23 protein-coding genes are annotated in these 17399 nt (G+C 72.9%); 9 read left to right on the forward strand and 14 right to left on the reverse strand.

Annotation, left to right across the window (positions count from 1 at the left end; translation table 11 throughout):
* Positions 1-125 precede the first annotated feature (125 nt).
* On the forward strand, positions 126-317 hold the full coding sequence (locus IIE03_RS21275; RefSeq protein ID WP_192864771.1) for a hypothetical protein: 192 nt from the start codon (positions 126-128) through the stop codon (positions 315-317).
* Here the strand turns inward: IIE03_RS21275 and IIE03_RS21280 are convergent.
* The 3 genes from IIE03_RS21280 to IIE03_RS21290 are packed head-to-tail and all read right to left on the reverse strand — an operon-like array spanning position 310 to position 2947.
* Positions 310-843, reverse strand: coding sequence for a hypothetical protein (locus IIE03_RS21280; protein ID WP_192864772.1), 534 nt, complete (start codon positions 841-843; stop codon positions 310-312). The two genes, IIE03_RS21275 and IIE03_RS21280, sit on opposite strands and share 8 nt — an antisense overlap.
* Positions 840-2276, reverse strand: a complete 1437-nt coding sequence (locus IIE03_RS21285) for a sensor histidine kinase (RefSeq protein ID WP_192864773.1) — start codon at positions 2274-2276, stop codon at positions 840-842. The genes IIE03_RS21280 and IIE03_RS21285 overlap by 4 nt, the downstream gene beginning before the upstream one ends.
* Complete coding sequence (locus IIE03_RS21290; RefSeq protein ID WP_192864774.1) at positions 2273-2947, reverse strand: response regulator; 675 nt, start codon at positions 2945-2947, stop codon at positions 2273-2275. Before IIE03_RS21290 ends, IIE03_RS21285 begins: the two co-directional genes overlap by 4 nt.
* 112 nt (positions 2948-3059) lie before the next feature.
* Here IIE03_RS21290 and IIE03_RS21295 point away from each other — a divergent pair, with 112 nt between their 5' ends.
* Positions 3060-3899 (forward strand): SGNH/GDSL hydrolase family protein, encoded by an 840-nt coding sequence (locus IIE03_RS21295; RefSeq protein ID WP_225998131.1) that lies wholly within the window; start codon positions 3060-3062, stop codon positions 3897-3899.
* Here IIE03_RS21295 and IIE03_RS21300 read toward each other — a convergent pair.
* A complete protein-coding gene (locus IIE03_RS21300; RefSeq protein ID WP_192864775.1) occupies positions 3818-4600 on the reverse strand; it encodes a FadR/GntR family transcriptional regulator in 783 nt (260 codons plus the stop codon). The two genes, IIE03_RS21295 and IIE03_RS21300, sit on opposite strands and share 82 nt — an antisense overlap.
* An 82-nt stretch (positions 4601-4682) precedes the next feature.
* Between IIE03_RS21300 and IIE03_RS21305 the strand changes: the two genes are divergently transcribed.
* Positions 4683-5222 carry a gluconokinase gene (locus IIE03_RS21305; RefSeq protein ID WP_192864776.1) on the forward strand — a complete coding sequence of 180 codons (540 nt, stop codon included), beginning with the start codon at positions 4683-4685 and terminating at the stop codon, positions 5220-5222.
* A 20-nt stretch (positions 5223-5242) separates the two neighbouring features.
* Here the strand turns inward: IIE03_RS21305 and IIE03_RS21310 are convergent, their stop codons facing one another.
* The 5 genes from IIE03_RS21310 to IIE03_RS21330 all read right to left on the reverse strand — a co-directional run bounded on the left by IIE03_RS21310 (position 5243) and on the right by IIE03_RS21330 (position 8948).
* Positions 5243-5989: an ABC transporter permease gene (locus IIE03_RS21310; protein WP_192864777.1), complete on the reverse strand. Its 747-nt coding sequence runs from the start codon at positions 5987-5989 to the stop codon at positions 5243-5245.
* Positions 5989-6762 carry an ABC transporter ATP-binding protein gene (locus IIE03_RS21315; protein WP_192864778.1) on the reverse strand — a complete coding sequence of 258 codons (774 nt, stop codon included), beginning with the start codon at positions 6760-6762 and terminating at the stop codon, positions 5989-5991. Before IIE03_RS21315 ends, IIE03_RS21310 begins: the two co-directional genes overlap by 1 nt.
* A gap of 122 nt (positions 6763-6884) precedes the next feature.
* A complete protein-coding gene (locus tag IIE03_RS21320) occupies positions 6885-7727 on the reverse strand; it encodes a DUF4097 family beta strand repeat-containing protein (protein ID WP_192864779.1) in 843 nt (280 codons plus the stop codon).
* Positions 7728-7792: 65 nt separating this feature from the next.
* Entirely contained in the window at positions 7793-8302 is a 510-nt protein-coding gene (locus IIE03_RS21325; RefSeq protein ID WP_192864780.1) for a toxin-antitoxin system HicB family antitoxin, read from the reverse strand.
* A 58-nt stretch (positions 8303-8360) separates the two neighbouring features.
* Positions 8361-8948 carry a TetR/AcrR family transcriptional regulator gene (locus IIE03_RS21330; protein ID WP_192864781.1) on the reverse strand — a complete coding sequence of 196 codons (588 nt, stop codon included), beginning with the start codon at positions 8946-8948 and terminating at the stop codon, positions 8361-8363.
* A gap of 84 nt (positions 8949-9032) precedes the next feature.
* Here IIE03_RS21330 and IIE03_RS21335 point away from each other — a divergent pair, with 84 nt between their 5' ends.
* A complete protein-coding gene (locus IIE03_RS21335) occupies positions 9033-10247 on the forward strand; it encodes an MFS transporter (RefSeq protein ID WP_192864782.1) in 1215 nt (404 codons plus the stop codon).
* Here IIE03_RS21335 and IIE03_RS21340 read toward each other — a convergent pair.
* Together IIE03_RS21340 and IIE03_RS21345 are read right to left on the reverse strand one after the other, a co-directional pair.
* On the reverse strand, positions 10237-10563 hold the full coding sequence (locus IIE03_RS21340; RefSeq protein ID WP_192864783.1) for a nuclear transport factor 2 family protein: 327 nt from the start codon (positions 10561-10563) through the stop codon (positions 10237-10239). The genes IIE03_RS21335 and IIE03_RS21340 overlap by 11 nt on opposite strands.
* 97 nt (positions 10564-10660) lie before the next feature.
* Positions 10661-11509 (reverse strand): sigma-70 family RNA polymerase sigma factor, encoded by an 849-nt coding sequence (locus tag IIE03_RS21345; protein WP_225998171.1) that lies wholly within the window; start codon positions 11507-11509, stop codon positions 10661-10663.
* A gap of 120 nt (positions 11510-11629) precedes the next feature.
* Here IIE03_RS21345 and IIE03_RS21350 point away from each other — a divergent pair, with 120 nt between their 5' ends.
* On the forward strand, positions 11630-12118 hold the full coding sequence (locus IIE03_RS21350; RefSeq protein WP_192864785.1) for a DoxX family protein: 489 nt from the start codon (positions 11630-11632) through the stop codon (positions 12116-12118).
* Here IIE03_RS21350 and IIE03_RS21355 read toward each other — a convergent pair.
* The 3 genes from IIE03_RS21355 to IIE03_RS21365 form a co-directional block, all read right to left on the reverse strand.
* The gene (locus tag IIE03_RS21355; RefSeq protein ID WP_192864786.1) at positions 12105-12488 is read right to left on the reverse strand and encodes a VOC family protein; all 384 of its coding nucleotides are present in this window, start codon (positions 12486-12488) and stop codon (positions 12105-12107) included. The two genes, IIE03_RS21350 and IIE03_RS21355, sit on opposite strands and share 14 nt — an antisense overlap.
* Positions 12489-12584: 96 nt before the next feature.
* Positions 12585-12755, reverse strand: a complete 171-nt coding sequence (locus tag IIE03_RS21360) for a hypothetical protein (RefSeq protein ID WP_192864787.1) — start codon at positions 12753-12755, stop codon at positions 12585-12587.
* A gap of 81 nt (positions 12756-12836) precedes the next feature.
* On the reverse strand, positions 12837-13835 hold the full coding sequence (locus IIE03_RS21365; RefSeq protein WP_192864788.1) for an NAD-dependent epimerase/dehydratase family protein: 999 nt from the start codon (positions 13833-13835) through the stop codon (positions 12837-12839).
* A gap of 125 nt (positions 13836-13960) precedes the next feature.
* Here IIE03_RS21365 and IIE03_RS21370 point away from each other — a divergent pair, with 125 nt between their 5' ends.
* The 4 genes from IIE03_RS21370 to IIE03_RS21385 all read left to right on the forward strand — a co-directional run bounded on the left by IIE03_RS21370 (position 13961) and on the right by IIE03_RS21385 (position 17365).
* Positions 13961-14404, forward strand: coding sequence for a MarR family winged helix-turn-helix transcriptional regulator (locus tag IIE03_RS21370; protein WP_192864789.1), 444 nt, complete (start codon positions 13961-13963; stop codon positions 14402-14404).
* Between the two features lie 100 nt (positions 14405-14504).
* Positions 14505-15320 carry a phosphotransferase enzyme family protein gene (locus tag IIE03_RS21375; RefSeq protein WP_192864790.1) on the forward strand — a complete coding sequence of 272 codons (816 nt, stop codon included), beginning with the start codon at positions 14505-14507 and terminating at the stop codon, positions 15318-15320.
* A 136-nt stretch (positions 15321-15456) separates the two neighbouring features.
* Complete coding sequence (locus tag IIE03_RS21380) at positions 15457-15876, forward strand: nuclear transport factor 2 family protein (RefSeq protein WP_192864791.1); 420 nt, start codon at positions 15457-15459, stop codon at positions 15874-15876.
* Positions 15877-15976: 100 nt separating this feature from the next.
* Entirely contained in the window at positions 15977-17365 is a 1389-nt protein-coding gene (locus tag IIE03_RS21385) for a family 43 glycosylhydrolase (RefSeq protein WP_225998132.1), read from the forward strand.
* The last annotated feature ends 34 nt before the right edge of the window (positions 17366-17399 follow it).

A 17399-nucleotide genomic window follows, 5' to 3' on the forward strand; every position in this document is an offset into this window, starting at 1 on the left:
CGGAGCATCATCCCCTATGTCCGAGCCCTCCCCCAAACCCGGACGCCGCGACACCCTCCGGCCTGCGACACGACCGCGACATCGGGACGACCGGGCCGCGACGAGCGTGCGGGACGGTCGCCACCATGGACGCCCGACCCACGACGACCACCCCGCCGACCGCTCCACCGGCCGCCGGCCTTACGGACACCCACCTGCCCGCCCTCGACGGCCTGCGCGGCGCGCTCGTGCTCGTCGCCGTCGTGCTCGGCCTGACGCTCCTGTGGCTGCTCCCCGCCCCCGACCCGGTGGAGATCGACATCTCCGACCTCACCTGACCGCCGCTCGGCCGACCACGGGGCAACCCCGCGGCTCTCCCGCGTCCGACCCCGGCTCCGTGACCGTGAGCAGCACCCGGACCCTGGTGTCCGCCGAGCCGCCCGCCTGGACGTGCGTGGCCAGGGCCGTGCACGCGATCTGGTCGAGGCCCCGCGGCGTCACGTCGTACTCGGCGAGCGGCAGGTGCAGCTCGATCGTGTCGCCGTCGTGGGTGACGCCCACCCGGGTCGTGCCGCCGGACGTGATCCCGGTGCGCAGCGCCGGGTCCTGCGTGCCGGTCAGCAGCAGCGCCAGCGCGTCGGAGATCGTGCCGAGCCGGCCGGTGTCCCGGGTCTGCGCGACGAGTTCGCCGTCCGGGCCGACGAAGTACAGCGTCGGCCCGGGCGCGACACCCGTCGGCGCGCGGCCGCCGTCTATCACTCCCGACGGCGGCACGCCGCAGCCGGCGAGCAGCACGGCCACCGCGACCAGCACGGCCGGCACGGCCCCGGGCACGGGGGTTCCCCGCCGCGCGCCGTCGCTCATGTCTCCTCCTCCCGCGGCGCGGGCTCCCGCGCCTGCCGTGGCAGCGTGAGCACGAACCGCGCCCCCCCGCCGTCGTCGTTCCCCGCCGTGAGGTCACCGCCGTGCAGGCGCGCGTTCTCACGGGCGATCGCGAGACCGAGGCCGCTGCCGCCGGAGCGGACGCGTGCGGCGTCGGCCTTGTAGAAGCGGTCGAAGACGTGACCGATCACGTCGTCGGGCAGCCCGGGACCGCGATCCGACACCTCGATGCGCAGCGTGTCCGCGCTCGCGCACACCCCGACACGGACCGGCTGCCGCCCGTGCCGCAGCGCGTTGCCGACGAGGTTGGCGACGACGACGTCGATCCGCCGCCGGTCGAACCGTGCCGGAAGGTGTTCGGGCGCGTCGACGCGGACCTGGTCCGTCCAGCCGCGGGCGCGCAGGGTCTCCCGCACGACGGCGGTCGCGTCGGCGTCCTCGACCCGCAGGCGGGCGGTGCCGGCGTCGAACCGGGAGACCTCCATGAGGTCCTCGACGAGCCGCACCAGGCGGTGCGTCTCGGCGATGGCGAGCTCGGCGGCCTCGCGGGCGTCGCGGTCGAGGTCGTCGGTCGCGCCGTCGAGGACCTCCATCACGGCGGTGAGCGTCGCCAGCGGCGTGCGCAGCTCGTGGGACACGTCGGCGGCGAAGCGGCGCGCGTCGGCCTCCATGCGCCGCATGGCCTCCATCGAGGTCTGCACGGACCCGGCCATCCGGTTGACGGTGAGGGTGAGGTCGGCGAGCTCGTCGGAGCCGCGGGGCGGCGAGCGGGCGCCGAGGTCGCCGTCGGCGAGGCGGCGTGCGGTGTCGCGCAGGTCGCGCACGGGGCGCAGCACGCTGCGTGCGGCGAGCAGCGCGAGCACGATCGCGAGCGGCAGGACGATCGCGGCGGTGGCGAGCGCCCGGGTGGTGAGGCCGTCGATCTGCCGCTGCACGTCGGCCAGGTCCCGCGCGGCGTAGACCTCGATGCCCGACGGCGTCCGTGCGCCGTCGGGCGCGGTCGTGACCAGGGGCGTGCCGACCAGGAGCCACGGCGTGCCGTCGGCGACGACGCGCTGCGTCACGATCCGGTCGCCGCCGCGCACCGCGGCGCGCAGCTCGTCGGGGAGGACGCCCGCGTCCAGGCCGCGCGCGGAGGTGCGGTTCTCGTGGACGACGAGGGCGCGCCCGCCGACGGCGTCGCGCAGCCGGTCGAGGGTGACCTGGTCGGGCGGGAGGTCGAGGGTGGGTGCGACGGCGGTGACCCGGCCGCCGATCGTCGTGGCGGCCTGGCGCCGGCTCTCCTCGAGCAGGGCGTTGCGCGCCAGGACCGCGCCCGTCCACGCCGCGGCGGCGGCCCCGAGCACCGTCACGAGCACGAACGCGACGAGCAGGCGGGCCCGCAGGCCGCGGAACCGGCCGGGACCGTCCGTCATACGGGCCCGAACCGGTAGCCGAACCCGCGCACGGTCTGCACGTACTCGGGAGCCGCCGGGTTCTCCTCGACCTTGGCGCGCAGCCGCTGGACGCCGTTGTCCACGAGCCGGGAGTCGCCGAGGTAGCCGTGCTCCCACACCTCCTCCAGCAGCTGCTGGCGGGAGAGCACCCGGCCCGGGCTGCGCGAGAGCGTCAGCAGCAGCCGGAGCTCGGTGGGCGTGAGCGCGACCGGCTCGCCCGCGAGCGTGACGGTCAGCGCCGCGGTGTCGATGCGCAGGTCCCGGTACACGCGCACGCCGTCGGGCGCGCTCGTGCCGCGGCGCAGCACGGCGCGGATCCGGGCGTCCAGGACGGCGGGCTGGACCGGCTTGACGACGTAGTCGTCGGCGCCGGCCTCGAGGCCGCCGACCACGTCGGCGTCATCCCCGCGCGCGGTCAGCATGATGACGGGCACCTCGCCGGCCTCCCGCAGCCGGCGGCACACCGCGAACCCGTCCATGCCGGGCAGCATCAGGTCGAGCACCACGAGATCCGGCGGATGGGTCCGGAACTCGCGCAGGCCGTCCTCGCCGGACCCCGCGGTCCGCGCGTCGTGCCCGTGCCGGCTCAGGGCCAGCTGGAGCCCGCGCCGGACCGAAGGGTCGTCCTCGATGAGCAATACCGATGCCACGTCGCCAGTATGCGGGCGGGCACCCGGCCGCGCGCCGTCGGCGGACCGTCTGCGACACGATCGCGACACGGCGGCGGACCGGGCGCGACGTGGCGGCGGCAGCGTGGACGCCATGAACGACATCACCGGCCGCACGACGACGAACCACGCGACGAACCACGCGACCACCGCGACGGCGCGCGGCCCGCTCCCCCGGCTCCTGACCCTGGGCGCGGGCGCGCTCCTGCTCGCGTCCACCGCGGCCTGCTCGGCCCCCGGCGGCGCCGGGGAGTGGCCCGACACCGCGCCGACCGCCCTCGACGCGTCCGGCCCCGGCCTGTCCCGGGTCGTGCTGCTCGGCGACTCCGTCGCGGCGGGGCAGGCCACCCCGCTGCACGCGGCGTTCGGCTCTGCCGGCGTCGAGTTCAGCTCGATGGCGTCCACGGGCGGCGGGAACGTCGTCGGGCCCAACTCCGAGGAGATCGCGGCCGAGGTCGCCGACCGCATCCGCTCGGCGCGGCCGAGCACGGTGATCTACCAGATCACCACGTACGACTGGGGCACGGTCGACGAGCAGCGCGACGCCTACGGGCAGCTGCTCGACACGGTGACCGCCGCCGGCGGGAAGCTCGTGCTCGTCACGATGCCGCCGATCCGCGGCGACGAGTTCTACGAGCCCCACCTCGACGAGCTCGCGCACGCCACCGAGGCGGCCGCCGAGGTCGCGGACGCCTCCGACGACGCGATCCTGCTCGACGCGAGCGAGGTGTGGGGCGACGAGTTCCGGCGGGAGCGCGACGGGAACGTGGACCGCAGCTCCGACGGCACCCACACCTGCCCGCAGGGCGCCGCGCGCTGGACGAACTGGCTGCTGGGCGAGCTCGCGGACACCTACCCGGACTTCACGCCGCCTGCGCCCGAGGACTGGGCCGACACAGGCTGGTCCGACGACGCCGAGTTCGTGGGCTGCTGAGCGGAGGAACCCCGCGCGTCGAGTGCCCCGCGTACCTCGCGGACGATCCGCGCCATCGCCTCCTCGGCCGCCGCCGCGTCGCCGGCGGCCACCGCGTTCGCGACGGCCTCGTGCGCGTCCAGCGCCTCGGCCTCGGGGTGGACGGGCATGAGGCCGAGGTGCGTGCGCCCGGACAGGACGACGGAGACGACGCCGGCGAGCGCCGCGAACAGCTCGTTCCCGCTGGAGCGCAGCACGAGCTGGTGCATCCGGATGTCGAGCGCCAGGAACTCCTCGTGGTCGCCCTCGCCGGCCTCGCCGAGGGCCCGCATCCGGCGGGCGATCGCGACGAGCTCGTCGCGTACCGCCGCCGAGGCTCCCCGCGCCGCGCCCCGGGCGGCGAGCGGTTCCACGGCCTGACGCAGCTCCGTCAGCGAGCGCAGCTGCGCGACGCGGCCCGGACCGGCGAGCCGCCAGGCGATCACGCGCGAGTCCAGCACGTTCCACTCGTCGTGGCCCAGCACGACGATCCCGACGCGCGGGCCGGACCGCACCAGCCCGAGTCCCTCGAGCAGCCGCATCGCCTCGCGCGCGACCGTGCGCGACACGCCGAACTCCGCCCCGATGCCGTCGAGCGTCAGCACGGCCCCGGCCGGGAGCTCGCCGCTCGTGATGCGGCGGCCCAGGGTGTCGAGCACCGGACTGCGGAGCGCGGAGGGCATCTGCCCAGTCTAGTCCGCAATGGTGACATGATTCACCTGCCAATGAGCCGATGAATGGTCCGCCATGGTCCATGATGGGGCCATGGACACCGAAGTCACCGGGACAGCGAGGTCGGGACGCCGGCCGCGGGCGATCATCGTGATGGGCGTCGCGGGGTCGGGCAAGACGACCGTCGCCGCCCTCCTGGCGGGCCGCCTCGGCGCGACGTTCGCCGAGGGGGACGACTTCCACTCGCGCGAGAACGTCGCGAAGATGGCGGCCGGCCACCCGCTGGACGACGAGGACCGCCGCCCGTGGCTGCGCGCGATCCGCGACTGGCTGGCCGAGGAGCTGGAGGAGGGCCGCACCGCCGTCGTCCCGTGCAGCGCGCTGCGCCGCGAGTACCGCGACCTCCTGCGCACCGCGGGCCGGGCCGGTGAGGTGCGGTTCGTGCACCTCACCGGCTCCTACGAACTGCTGCGCGAGCGCATCCAGGGCCGCGCCGGGCACTTCATGAAGCCGACCATGCTCGACAGCCAGCTCGCCACCCTCGAGCCCCTGCGGGACGACGAGCCCGGGATCGCCGTCGACGTGACGCCCCGCCCGGCCGAGATCGTCGACGAGATCGAGCGGCGTCTCTGAGCCGGGATGCGGCCGGCCTCTCAGACCTTCCTGCGGTAGGTGCGCAGTGCCAGCACGTAGCACAGCGCCCCGATGCCGACGATCCACGCCAGCGCGATCCAGATGTCGTCGCCGACCGGCTGTCCCTCGAACAGCGCCCGCAGCGTCTCGACCACCGAGGTGACCGGCTGGTTCTCGGCGAACCAGCGGACCGGGCCCGGCATCGAGTCCGTGGGGGCGAACGCGGAGCTGAGGAACGGCAGGAAGATCAGCGGGTAGGAGAACGCGCCGGCGCCCTCCATGGTGGTGGCGGTCAGGCCCGGGATGACCGACATCCAGGTCAGGGCCAGCGTGAACAGCGCGAGGACCCCGAGGGCGGCCAGCCAGTCGAGCAGGCTCGCCTCCGGACGGAAGCCCATCGCGAACGCGATGCCGACGATGAGCACGGCGGTGACCGCGTTCGAGACCAGCGAGGTCAGCACGTGCGACCACAGCACCGCCGAGCGCGAGATCGGCATGGTGGCGAGCCGGGCCGTGATGCCCTTGCTGGTGTCGTTGAAGATCCGCAGGGCCGTGTACGCCACGCTGGACGCGATGGTGATGAGCAGGATGCCGGGCAGCAGGTAGTTGGTGTAGTTGGCACCGCCGGTCTCGATCGCCCCGCCGAACACGTACCGGAACAGCAGGAAGATCGCGATCGGGGTGATGGCGACGGTGATGATCGTGTCCGGGCTGCGCAGGATCTGCTTCATCAGGCGCCCGGTGAGCGTGGAGGTGTCGCGAAGCATCAGTTCGCCTCCTTCTTTCCGATGATGGCGAGGAAGATCTCCTCGAGGGTGGGCTGCTTCTCGACGTACACGACCTTGGCCGGCGGGAACATCGTCTTCAGCTCGGCGAGCGTGCCGTTCGCGATGATCGTTCCGCCGTGCAGGATCGCGATGCGGTTCGCGAGCTGCTCGGCCTCCTCCAGGTACTGGGTCGTGAGCAGGATCGTGGTGCCGTTGTCGGCCAGGCCCTTGACCGTCCGCCAGACCTCGATCCGCGCCTCCGGGTCGAGGCCGGTGGTGGGCTCGTCGAGGAAGATGATCTCCGGCGAGCCGACCAGGCTCATGGCGATGTCGAGGCGGCGCCTCATGCCGCCGGAGTAGGTGGCGGCGCGGCGGTCCGCGGCGTCGGTCAGGCCGAACTGCGCGAGCAGGCCGGTGGCGACCGTCCTCGGGCCCGGGACCCGGCGCAGCCGCGCGATGAGCTCGAGGTTCTCGCGGCCGGTCAGCACCTCGTCGACGGCGGCGAACTGCCCCGTCAGCGAGATGGAGCGGCGGACGTCCTCGGGCCGCGCGACGACGTCGTGGCCGTTCAGGGTGGCCGTGCCGGCGTCGGGCCGCAGGAGCGTCGAGCAGATGTTCACCGTCGTGGTCTTGCCGGCGCCGTTCGAGCCGAGCAGGGCGAAGATCTCGCCGCGCCGGACGTCGAAGGTGACGCCGCCCAGGACCTCGTTGTCGCCGAACGACTTTCTCAGGCCGACGACGTCGATCGCCGGCGTGGACGCAGGGCTTCGCATGATTCCTCCAGATAGGTCAGAGCTGTTTCCGGGCGCGCTCGGGTCAGGGCGGGCGGGTGGCTATCGGTCGGGGGTGAGCGGCGGGTCGGGTCAGGAACGGCGGGCCGTTCGCCGGGGCACGCTCAGGGGCGGCGGATGATGATCTCGCCGTACCCGGTATGGGCGTGGACCTCGGCGGTGGCCTCTCCCTCGACGGGAGCGGCGGCGGGTGTGAGCTGGTTGCGGACGGCTCCGTGCTCCGAGGCGACGTCGAGGAACGCGGCCGTCCCCTCGGGCACGCCGACCTCGATCGAGCCGTAGGACGTGCTGAGCGTGACGCTGCCGGACACGACGTTGTTGACGCGGATGCCGGAGTGCGCCGACTTCGCGGTGAGCGTGCCGCGCACGCGGCTCACCGCGATCTCGGCGTGGGCCCCGGTCACGTCCAGCGACCCGATGACGTCGCCGACGGTAACGGTGCCGTTGGTCGCCCGGACCGAGCCCTCGCCCGTGAACTCGTCGATGCGCACCGAGCCGGCGCTCACCCTCAGGTCGGCGGCGTCGACGGTCCGGCCGACGACGGCGTTGCCGGCCGAGACCTTGAGGTCGATGCGGTCCACCTCCTCGACGCGGGCATCGCCGGCGGAGGCGGTGAGCTCGACGGTACCGAGCGACCCCTCAGCGAAGAACGAGCCGACCTTGCCCCGGACGTCGGAGCCCTCGGGCAGCTCGACCGTGACGTCGGCGGTGCCCGCGGCGAACGGGAGGACCCACTGCTTCCAGGAGCCGGGGTAGGTGATCTCGACGGCCTCGCCGTCGCGCTGGACGCGCACCTCCTCCGCGGCGCGCACGCTGCCGGACTTGGCGGGGTCCGTCGGCAGGACGGTGACGACGACGTCGTCCCGCTCGCCCGCGACGACGCGCAGGTTGCCGAAGGGCACGTCGACGCGGATCGGGACGGGACCGGGAGCGGGGAAAGTGGGCATGGCGGACCTCCGGGAGTGGTGTCGGTATGGTGTCAGGTGGACCGGGTGTGGTGTCGCGGCGGGTGTCAGCGCACCCAGCCGGTGTGCCGGTTGCGCCCGCGCCGCTCGGACCCGCTCTCGGGCGCCGGGTTGTCGGCGGACGGGTCGAGCGCCGCGGCGACCGCGCGCACGAGCCAGGTGTTGACCGAGACGCCGTCGCGGGCGGCGGCGACCTCGACCTGCGCCTTGAGGCGATCGGGCAGGCGCAGGGTGGTACGGGAGGTGGCGGCGCCCTCGAGGTCGGCAGCCGGCGCGGCGGGCGCCGTGGCCGGTGCGGAGGGCGCGGCCTGCGCGGCAGGCGGCACGACGACGAACTCTGGGTCACCCCCGCGCAGCCGCACGTCGACCGAGCCGGGCGCGAGCTCGGCGGAGATCTCGCCGGCGGCCTCGGAGAGCGCGTCGAGCAGCACGAGCCGCACGGCGGCGTCGAGCGGCGCGGTCAGGCGCCGGGCGAGCTGCCGGGCGTCCTCACCCGCGGCGTCGGCCGCGACGGCGAGCCGCTGCTGGAGGTCGTCGACGTGGTGCGTGATGTCCATGGCACCACTATGACACCATCTGTGGTGTCAGCGCAAGCCCCAGTGGTGTCGCCTGACATCACACCCCCGGCGCCGCCAGCCGCCGCGCCGCGGCCACGACTGCGGCCCGCCGCCGGGCGGCGTCGTCCGGCTCGGTCCCGGTGACCATGCGGGCGACGTGCGGGGACGCCGACCACCAGTTGGCGAGGGCCATGATCGCGTAGACGAGCATGCCGGGTTCGAGGTCGTCGCGCAGCACCCCGGCCTCCTGCGCCCTGGCGAAGACGTCGACCTTCGCCGCGTAGTGGGCCCGGCGCGCCTCCTCCTCGGGCACCTCGCCCGGAACCGTGAGCCCCTCCCACAGCAGCAGGCGCGCCAGCTCCGGGTGGACCTGGTGGTAGTCGAAGATCCGCCCGGCGTAGTCGCCGATCGGGTCCGCTGCGGCGGGGTCGAAGGCGACCTCGCCGGCGATGCGCTCGCTCTCCACCGCGAGCACCTTCTTGAACAGCGCGTACTTGTTCCCGAAGTAGTTGTAGACCCGCTCCTTGTTGACACCGGAACGCCGGGCGATCCGGTCGACCGTGGTGCCCGCGGGTCCGTGCTCGGCGAACTCCGCGAGCGCCGCGTCGAGGATCTTCCGCCGGGTGGCCGCCGTGTCCCATGCCATCCCGCCATCCTAATTCCAACTTGCACGTTGGACATGTGGCGTGCCAGACTCCAACTCAATCGTTGGATTTCTCGAGGAGGACCAGTGAGTGCTCCGCTCACCGTCGACGTCGTTCGGACGCCGGCACGCACCACCCGATTCACCGGGCCCGTCCCGGTCACCGCCGTTCTCATGGCGGCCGTCCTGCTGACCGTGTCCCACCTGTACGTCACCATCCCCCTGGTGTCCGACGTCGCCGGAAGCCTCGGCACGACCGTCACGACGGCCGCCTGGATCGGCAGCGCCTTCGGGCTCGCCTTCGCCGTGGGGAATCTCGTCTTCCCCACGCTGTCCGACCACGTCGACCCCCGGGCCGTCATGACCTTCGGACTGATCGCCGTCGCCGTCACCGACCTGGCGGCCGGGTTCGCCCCGAACGTGGAGAGCCTCGTCACGGCGCGCACGGTCCAGGGCTTCGTGGCGCCCGCGCTCCCTCCGGTCGCCCTCGCCTACCTGCCCCGGGTGCTGCCCGAACGGGTTCGCGCGACGGCGCTCGCGGTGCTGTCCACGTCGTACCTGCTGTCGGGGATCGTCGGCCAGGCGTGGGGGCTGCTCCTGGAACCGGCGGGCTGGAACTGGGCGCTGTGGGGCCTGGCCCCGCTCCTGGCCGTGGCCGCGTTCCTGATCCCGCGCCTGCCTGCCGCCGAGAGGTCCGCGGCGGCCGGCTCGCCGGGCCGCGCGCTCGCCACGATGGTCGGGATGTTCCGGCGCCCGCAGATCCTGGTCGCGTACACCGCGGCGCTGACCCTCCTGCTCACGTTCGTGGGCATGTACGTCGCGCTCGAGGCCCACAGCGCCGAGCTCGGCGCTACGGGCCCGGTCACCGGCCTGCTGCTGCGGCTGCCCGGGCTCCCCGGCATCGTGCTCGGCGCGTTCGCCGGGGTGTTCGTCCGCCGCTGGGGCCCGCACCGCACCGCGGGGGTGGCCTTCCTGGGCGCCGCCGCCGGGCTCGCGATCGAGGCGCTGGGCGGACCCGTCTGGGTGACCCTGGCCGGCAGCGCCGTCTTCGTGGCGGGACTGGCCGTCGTCGTCCCCGCGGCGGTCACCGTCGTCGGGACGGCCAGCGGTCAGGCCCGGGGCGCGGGGATGGCCGGGTACGCCTTCCTCATCGGGGTCGGCGCGAGCCTCGGGCCCCTGCTGGCCGGGGCGCTGGCCGGAGCGGGGTTCGGCGTGACCTGCTGGGTGCTGGCGGCGGTGCTGCTGGTTCCCGCGGCCACGTTCCTGATCGGCGGGCGCCGCGCCGGCGCGGTCACTCGATGACGACGCGTGCGACCTTGCCGTCGCGCAGGTGGAACTTCAGCGGACCGGTCCCGTTGAACCGGTTGCCGCTCACCTTCAGCGTCACGACGTGCTCGTCCGCGCTCTGGCCGTCCTCGCGCGAGACGACCTCGAAGCGGCTCTCCATGCCGATGTTGTCGGTCTGGTTCCACTCCGCGACGCCCTCGATGCCGTGGAACTCACGTCCCCAGTCGTACAGGTAGGCGTCGTCGGTGAACACGGCCAGGAAACGGTCGGTGTCGGCCGCGTTGGTCGCGTCGACGAACTCCTGGATCGGGGCGGGCAGTTCGGTGGTCATCGTCTCCTCCAAGGTGCGGGGCCGTCCGGTGCACACACGACGGTAGGGGGCCCGCGCGGCCGGTTCCAGGGACTCCCACTCTCCCCCAGGAGCGCGTTCAGCGCAGCAGGACCGTGTGGATCGCCGCGACGAGCCCGTCCGCCACGAGCAGGCGGATCAGCGCCACGGGGTCGCCGTCCTGGGTCGCGACGACGGCCACGCCGTCGTCGAGCATCAGCGGCGCCAGGCGCCAGCCGGACCCCGGGCCCAGGTACCGCAGCGATCCGGCGGCCACCCGTGCGGCGCCGGCGTCGGCTCCGACGCGCTCGCCGCGCAGGGTCGCCCAGCCCGACACGTCGGGATGCAGGAGCCTGGTCAGGGCGTCGAGGTCTCCGCCGGCGCACGCCGCGACGAAACCGTCGACGACGCCCCGCAGCTCAGGATCCGCGCGCGGCGGCCCGTCCGGCGTCGGGCCCGACTCCCGGATCGCCCGCCGGGCACGGCTCGCGAGCTTCCGGCACGCGGCGGGCGTGCGGCCCACCATCTCCGCCACGGTCCCGAACGGGATCCCGAACACGTCGTGCAGCAGGAAGACCGCGCGCTCGCCGGGCGTGAGGCGGTCCAGCACGACGGACAACGCGCGCCGGATCTCGTCGTCGAGGGTGACGCGGTCGGCCGGGTCCGGCGTGTCGGCCGCCGCATCGAGGTCCGCCGCGGCCGGGTCGCGCGGCTCCGACAGCCGCCCGTGCGCCGACCCGATCCGGTCCAGCGCGAGCCGGCGCACGACCACCACGAGCCAGCCGCGCAGGTCCCGGATCTTCCCGACGTCCTGGACCGTGAGGCGCGCGAACGCGTCCTGCACCACGTCCTCCGCCTCGGCGGCGTCGCCGACGATCCGGTGCGCGACGGCGAGCAGGTAGGCCCGGTCCTCGCGGGAGGCGACGGCGATCCGTTGGGTGTCGTTCATACCCACGGGACGATCGTGGCTCCTCGGGCGTGACAGCGCCCGGCCGTCACACCTTCGCCCGGCGATTCGTCCTGTCCGCAACGGCCGGCAACCCGCCGGCCGACGAACCCGAGGAGCACCATGCTCGACACCACCCTCTGGGCGACACAGCTCGTTCTCGCACTGTTCTTCCTGTTCGCGGGCCTGCCCAAGATCCTCGGCCGCGGCATCGACCGCTGGACGGGGTTCGCCGACCTGCCCCGCCCGCTCACCCTCCTGATCGGCATCGCCGAGGTGGCGGCTCCGATCGCGCTCGTCGCCCCCATGCTGCTCGGGGTGGCCGAGTGGACCACGCCGCTCGCCGCGGTCGGGCTCGCGGTCGTGTCGCTCATGGCGAGCGGCTTCCACGTCCGGGCCGGCGAGTGGCTCACCACCCTGGAGACCGCGCTCTGGGCGGCGCTCGCCGGAACGGTCGCCGTCGGCCGGTGGGACCTCCTCGCGACCGGACCGTCCCTGGCCCCCGACCTCCTGGTTCCGGCTGTGGGAGTGCTCGTCGTCGCCCTCGTCGTCAACCTGGTCGCGATCTTCCGCACGCCTGCGCGGCCCGCGGAGTCGCTCACGCCTCGATGAGGCCGACGACGTTCCCGGACGGGTCGGCGATCCAGGCGATCGTCGGCCCCTGGGACGGGTCGGTCGACCGCGCGACCCCCCGCTCGTCCTGACCGAACTCCGGGTACCGGAGCATGCTCGTGCCGGACTCGGCGAGCTGGTCCACGGCCATGTCGATGTCCGGGACGATCAGGTTGAGGACGGTGAAGCTCGCGGGCTCGTGGGCGTCGCCCTTGGCGTAGACGAACACGGGTGAGCCGCCCGTGGCGTCGATCTCGAGCCCCATGGGGGTCTCGCGGACGACGAGGCCGAGGACGTCGCGATAGAACGTCGCCGCCTCGGCGGTGTCACGCACCGAGAAGCTGCTGAAGCCGCGCAGGGTAGTGAGCATGTCGGATCTCCTTCATGGGGTCGCCGCAACGGGCCTGTCGTTGGTGTGACTCCCCCGGTACCCGGGACTCATCGGTACGGCACCGCCGAGGCCTCGTCACGCTCCCGTGAACGCCTCCCGGTGCCGCTCGGCCCAGTCGGCGAACGTGCGCGGGCGGCGTCCGAGCACGGTCTCCACGTCGGGACTGATCCACTGCTCACGCGGAGTCGGGTCCCCGAGGACGCCCAGTGTCGCCTCCACGGCCGGGGCCGGCATGAACCGTGCCATCTCCCGCCTCCCGAGGCGTGAGCGCCTCCGGCCCCGTCAGGACGTCCTCCGACGTGCCGGGGCACCAGCAGGAAGAGCGCGTCATCGCGCTTGCCCGGCCATCTCGTGCATGCCCTCGTCCACGCTCACGCGCGGCCGGTAGCCGAGATCGGTGCGAGCGGCGCCGATGTCATAGGTGCGGTCGCGGCCCATGTTGCTGACCAGCCAATTGGTCAGCGGGGGCGCGGTGCGGGCGCGCAGCAGGCGAGCCGTGCCGTCGATGACGGCCCCCAGTGGTGCGGCCACGGCCATCGGGATGCTGCGGCTTCCGGAGACGTCGACGCCCTGGGTGCGCAGCAGCGCGGTGAAGTAGTCGCGCACCGACATCGGGTTGCCGTCGGTGATGTAGTAGACCCCGCCGTCGCGACCACGCGTCAGGGACAGGGCCACGGCGTCGGCGAGGTTGCCGACGTGGACGAAGTCCATGACGTGGCGGCCGTCGTCGATCCACGTCCACTGCCCCCTCCTGGCGACCTCGGCGATGTCGGCGATGGTGGTCTGCCCCGCACCCCAGATGAACGGTGGACGCAGGATCACCAGGCTCATGCCCGGCGTCGCGGTTCCGCGCAACGCGCGCTCCGTGGCCAGCTTGACCCGGCTGTAGGCGATGTTGGGCCTGCCCTCGTGGGTGTTCTCGTCCACCACGGTCTGGCGCGGACCACCCGTGGTCACGCTGGCGGCGCTGACGAGCACGAACCTGGACACCCCGGCGCGCGCGGCGGCCGCGTGCAGGGCGAGGGTCGGTTCGTGGTTGTCGGCCCGGAAGCCCGCGTCCGGCCCCCAGAACTCCATGCGGGCCGCGGCGTGCACGACGGCGTCGACCCGCTCGAGCCCGTCCAGCCAGGCCGGGCGACGCGCCGGGCCGCCCGCACCCGACAACTCGGCGAGATCGCCGCGCACCGGCTCGGCACCTGCGTCGGTCACCGTCCGCGCACTGGCGTCCGAACGAGCGAGGGCCAGCACGGTGTGCCCCTCGGCCCGCAGCCGGCGGATCAGGTGCCGCCCCACGAAGCCGCTGCCGCCGGTCAGGAAGATGCGCATGAAAGACTCCTCCACTGTCGATGACGATGCATCCTGTTCGATGCATCGGCGCCAATACATCTGCATCGATAGATTGACACCGATGCATACTGGTGTCAAGGCATTACCGAAGGAGAGGCTCCGTCATGGCAGACCAACCCGATGGGAAGAACAGCGAACCCTCGGCCGCCGAGCTCGCGGACACGTTCGGCCGGGTGGCCAAGGTCCTGGCCCGCGAGTTCGACGAACGGCTCGCGGAGGTCGGGGTCTCCTTCCCGCGGGCGCGGGTGCTCGTGGAGGTCGCACGGCTGGGGCCCATCCGGGTCACCGACGTCGCCGCCGCCGTCGGCATCGCGCAGGGGACGGCATCCTCCCTGCTCGATGCACTGGTCCGCGACGGACTCGTAGAGCGCGTCCAGGACTCGGCGGACCGGCGCGTGACGAAGATGGTCGCGACCCCCGAGGGAGAGCAGCAGTCGGAGACGTGGCTGCAGGCATACCAGGCCGCCGCCGAGGAACTGTTCGCCCCGCTACCGCGCTCCCGCCGAGCCGAGCTGCTCGCGATCATGGCGGAGCTCGACGCGCGCTGACCACCGTTCGCCGCAGCATCGCCGGACAGGCGAGTTCCGGCGCATCGGCGAAGGGCATCCGGTTCGGCACGTCGCCGCAGTCTGCTGTTGACTCGTGGCCATGCCTGATTTCCTCGCGGCGAGCCCGCCGTCGCTGAGCATGTTGTGGGAGTCCGCCGATCCGAGCGAGGCTCTGGCCCGACGATTCCGCTTCGATTCCCCGACGGCGGCGGTCAGCTGGCTTTCCGAGGTTATCGCCCAGCACTGGGGACGGACCCTGGACTCGTGCGAACGGCTCGTCATCAGCTCCGGGAACATGATGGCCTGGATCACCGTGGGCGACCGGCGAATGATCGCGAAGTGGTCGATGCACGCGCCGGTCTTCACGCGCCTCGCCGCGATCGCCCGGCTCACCCGCTGGCTCGACCAGCGCGGTCTCCCCGTGTCGCCACCACAGCCCGCGCAGGACGGGAGTCTCCAGCTGGAGGTCGACGGAGTCTCTCTCGGCCTGCAGAACGTGGTGCCCGGCGATCTCCTCGACGTCTCGGACGTCACGCAGGTCCGGGCGGCCGGTGAGATGCTCGCGACTCTGCACACCGCGCTCGCTGCATATCCCAGCGTCGTCCCCACGGCGGAGCCTCCGCGATCTGGCACGCAACTGGTGGGCAACGACTTTCGCTCGGCCAACATCCTCTGGGCCGGCGGCGGGATCTCCGCCATCCTCGACCTGGAGGAGGCCCGGTACGAGCGACGCGTCGACGACCTGGCCAAGGCGGCCGCCTACCTGGGCACCCGATACCACGACTGGAAACCCACGCCACCGGACGCGCGCGACTCGTTCGTCGCCGCCTACCAGGCAGTCCATCCGCTCCCGGAGGACCAACTCGACGAAGCTCGCGCCATCATCGCCGAGCACGTCGCCGGCTGGCCGCACTGAAGGAGCCGGGGCGCGGGAGGTGTCTCGACCGTCGTCGGCCTCGACGGCGAGAGCGGCGTGGCCGTCCAGTGAGCGACGCCGCGTGGGAGCAACGCCTCCCTGCGCTCAAGAACTGGCGCATCGCTACATTCGAACCATGGACGACGGCACCGGCACACCCGGTACGGGACCTGAGGGCGTTCCTGCCCACGCCCAACTCATCGCCCTCGCGCAGGACTGGGCCGATGCGATCGTCTCCAACGACGCCGCCCGGATCGGCAGCTTCATGGCCGACGAATGGGTCATCGTCTCGGAGTCGGGAGTCTCGCCCAAGGAGCGGTTCCTCGCGCTCGTGGAGTCCGGGGAGCTGACCCATTCGGCGATGACGAGCGTCAGCGAACCGAGGATCCGGGTGCACGGCGACACGGCGATCCTCACCGCGCGGGTGACGAACACCGCCCACTACCTCGGCCGCCGCGTCGACGCCGACGAGTGGACGACCGACGTGTACGTGAACCGGGACGGTCGCTGGCTCTGCGTGCTGACCCACATCACGGCGGCGGCCCCGGACCCATGACGGCAAGCGCTTCCCAAATACCCGATGTGAGCGCTAACATTCTGGGAGTTCGTTCACCGAGCAGGCAACGACGCCTGCCGCGTCCTCGAAGGAGAGAGCGATGAAACGAATTGCCGCACTCGCCGTCCTGATACTGGGCTCGGCCGCGATCATCCCGCCCGCCGGCGCGGCCCCCGCGACGATCGACCTCGGGCGGGCATCCCTCGAGTCCGTGAACTACCCCGGGCGGTACATCCGGCACCAGGACTGGCTGGGCCGCATCGACCCGGTCACGTCCTCCAGCACGAACCAGACCAAGCAGGACGCCACGTTCACCGTCGTGCCCGGGCTGGCATCGACGTCGTGCTACTCGTTCCAGGCCGTCAACGGACGCTTCCTGCGCCACCGCGACTACCGGGTGCGCCTGGAGACGAACGACGGCTCGGCCACGTTCCGCGCCGACGCGACGTTCTGCGCCGAGACGGGGTCGGTGTCCGGCTCGGTGACGTTCGCGTCGTACAACTTCCCGGACCGCCGGCTGCGCCACCGCGACAACGAGCTGTGGATCGACCCGGTCCAGGACTCGGACCTGTACCGGGCCGACAGCTCCTTCCGGGTCCGCTCCCCCTGGGTACCGAAGACCACCGCCAACCCCGTCCTGCCGGGCCTGTTCGCGGACCCCCACATCGTCCACCTGGACGGCCGCTACTACCTGTACCCGACCACCGACGGCTACGCGAGCTGGTCCGGCACGCAGTACACCGCCTGGTCCTCGGCCGACCTGGAGACCTGGACCTTCCACGGCACCATCCTCGACCACGGTCCCGACGTCTCCTGGGCCGACAACTCCGCCTGGGCCCCGGCCGTGGCGGCGAAGAACGGCCGCTACTACCTGTACTTCAGCGGTGGCGCCGCCTCGGGGAACACCGCGAAGCAGCTCGGCGTGGCCGTGGCGGACTCCCCCACCGGACCGTTCCGCGACGCCCTGGGCCGGCCGCTCGTGGCGGCAGGCACCTACTCCGGCCAGGCGATCGACCCCATGGTCTTCACCGACGACGACGGCCGCTCCTACCTGTACTGGGGACAGGGTGCTCTGCGGGTCGTGCCCCTGAACGACGACATGACGTCGTTCGACCCGGCGCAGGTGCGCAACATCACGCCGTCGGGCTACAACGAGGGGGCTTTCGTCATCGAGCGCGACGGGACCTACTACCTGATGTGGTCCGAGAACGACACCCGCTCCGAGGACTACCGGGTCGCCTACGCCACCGGGTCGTCTCCCCTGGGACCGTGGACCAAGCGCGGGGTCATCCTCAGCAAGAACCTCGACCTCGGCATCAAGGGCACCGGCCACCACTCCGTCGTCCGGGCCCCCGGCACCGACACCTGGTACATCGCCTACCACCGGTTCGCCGTCCCCGCCGGTAACGGCACCAACCGCGAGGTCGCGATCGACCGGCTGAGGTTCAACGCCGACGGCACCATCGCCGTCGTCGTCCCCACACCCTGACACGTTCCACCCACCCACGACACGAAGGAGTGCT

It is taken from the genome of Myceligenerans pegani (assembly GCF_014892515.1).
In the GTDB taxonomy this organism is placed as follows: Bacteria; Actinomycetota; Actinomycetes; order Actinomycetales; family Cellulomonadaceae; genus Myceligenerans; species Myceligenerans pegani.

What these genes read in the sequence shown, in the direction of transcription:
- IIE03_RS21320 (WP_192864779.1), bottom strand. Translation starts at nt 7,727, where the DNA reads ATGCCCACTTTCCCCGCTCCCGGTCCCGTCCCGATCCGCGTCGACGTG.
- IIE03_RS21355 (WP_192864786.1), bottom strand. Translation starts at nt 12,488, where the DNA reads ATGCTCACTACCCTGCGCGGCTTCAGCAGCTTCTCGGTGCGTGACACC.
- IIE03_RS21275 (WP_192864771.1), top strand. Translation starts at nt 126, where the DNA reads ATGGACGCCCGACCCACGACGACCACCCCGCCGACCGCTCCACCGGCC.
- IIE03_RS21385 (WP_225998132.1), top strand. Translation starts at nt 15,977, where the DNA reads ATGAAACGAATTGCCGCACTCGCCGTCCTGATACTGGGCTCGGCCGCG.
- IIE03_RS21295 (WP_225998131.1), top strand. Translation starts at nt 3,060, where the DNA reads ATGAACGACATCACCGGCCGCACGACGACGAACCACGCGACGAACCAC.
- IIE03_RS21345 (WP_225998171.1), bottom strand. Translation starts at nt 11,509, where the DNA reads ATGAACGACACCCAACGGATCGCCGTCGCCTCCCGCGAGGACCGGGCC.
- IIE03_RS21330 (WP_192864781.1), bottom strand. Translation starts at nt 8,948, where the DNA reads ATGGCATGGGACACGGCGGCCACCCGGCGGAAGATCCTCGACGCGGCG.
- IIE03_RS21315 (WP_192864778.1), bottom strand. Translation starts at nt 6,762, where the DNA reads ATGCGAAGCCCTGCGTCCACGCCGGCGATCGACGTCGTCGGCCTGAGA.
- IIE03_RS21380 (WP_192864791.1), top strand. Translation starts at nt 15,457, where the DNA reads ATGGACGACGGCACCGGCACACCCGGTACGGGACCTGAGGGCGTTCCT.
- IIE03_RS21305 (WP_192864776.1), top strand. Translation starts at nt 4,683, where the DNA reads ATGGACACCGAAGTCACCGGGACAGCGAGGTCGGGACGCCGGCCGCGG.
- IIE03_RS21310 (WP_192864777.1), bottom strand. Translation starts at nt 5,989, where the DNA reads ATGCTTCGCGACACCTCCACGCTCACCGGGCGCCTGATGAAGCAGATC.
- IIE03_RS21340 (WP_192864783.1), bottom strand. Translation starts at nt 10,563, where the DNA reads ATGACCACCGAACTGCCCGCCCCGATCCAGGAGTTCGTCGACGCGACC.
- IIE03_RS21365 (WP_192864788.1), bottom strand. Translation starts at nt 13,835, where the DNA reads ATGCGCATCTTCCTGACCGGCGGCAGCGGCTTCGTGGGGCGGCACCTG.
- IIE03_RS21360 (WP_192864787.1), bottom strand. Translation starts at nt 12,755, where the DNA reads ATGGCACGGTTCATGCCGGCCCCGGCCGTGGAGGCGACACTGGGCGTC.
- IIE03_RS21350 (WP_192864785.1), top strand. Translation starts at nt 11,630, where the DNA reads ATGCTCGACACCACCCTCTGGGCGACACAGCTCGTTCTCGCACTGTTC.
- IIE03_RS21370 (WP_192864789.1), top strand. Translation starts at nt 13,961, where the DNA reads ATGGCAGACCAACCCGATGGGAAGAACAGCGAACCCTCGGCCGCCGAG.
- IIE03_RS21280 (WP_192864772.1), bottom strand. Translation starts at nt 843, where the DNA reads ATGAGCGACGGCGCGCGGCGGGGAACCCCCGTGCCCGGGGCCGTGCCG.
- IIE03_RS21285 (WP_192864773.1), bottom strand. Translation starts at nt 2,276, where the DNA reads ATGACGGACGGTCCCGGCCGGTTCCGCGGCCTGCGGGCCCGCCTGCTC.
- IIE03_RS21375 (WP_192864790.1), top strand. Translation starts at nt 14,505, where the DNA reads ATGCCTGATTTCCTCGCGGCGAGCCCGCCGTCGCTGAGCATGTTGTGG.
- IIE03_RS21325 (WP_192864780.1), bottom strand. Translation starts at nt 8,302, where the DNA reads ATGGACATCACGCACCACGTCGACGACCTCCAGCAGCGGCTCGCCGTC.
- IIE03_RS21300 (WP_192864775.1), bottom strand. Translation starts at nt 4,600, where the DNA reads ATGCCCTCCGCGCTCCGCAGTCCGGTGCTCGACACCCTGGGCCGCCGC.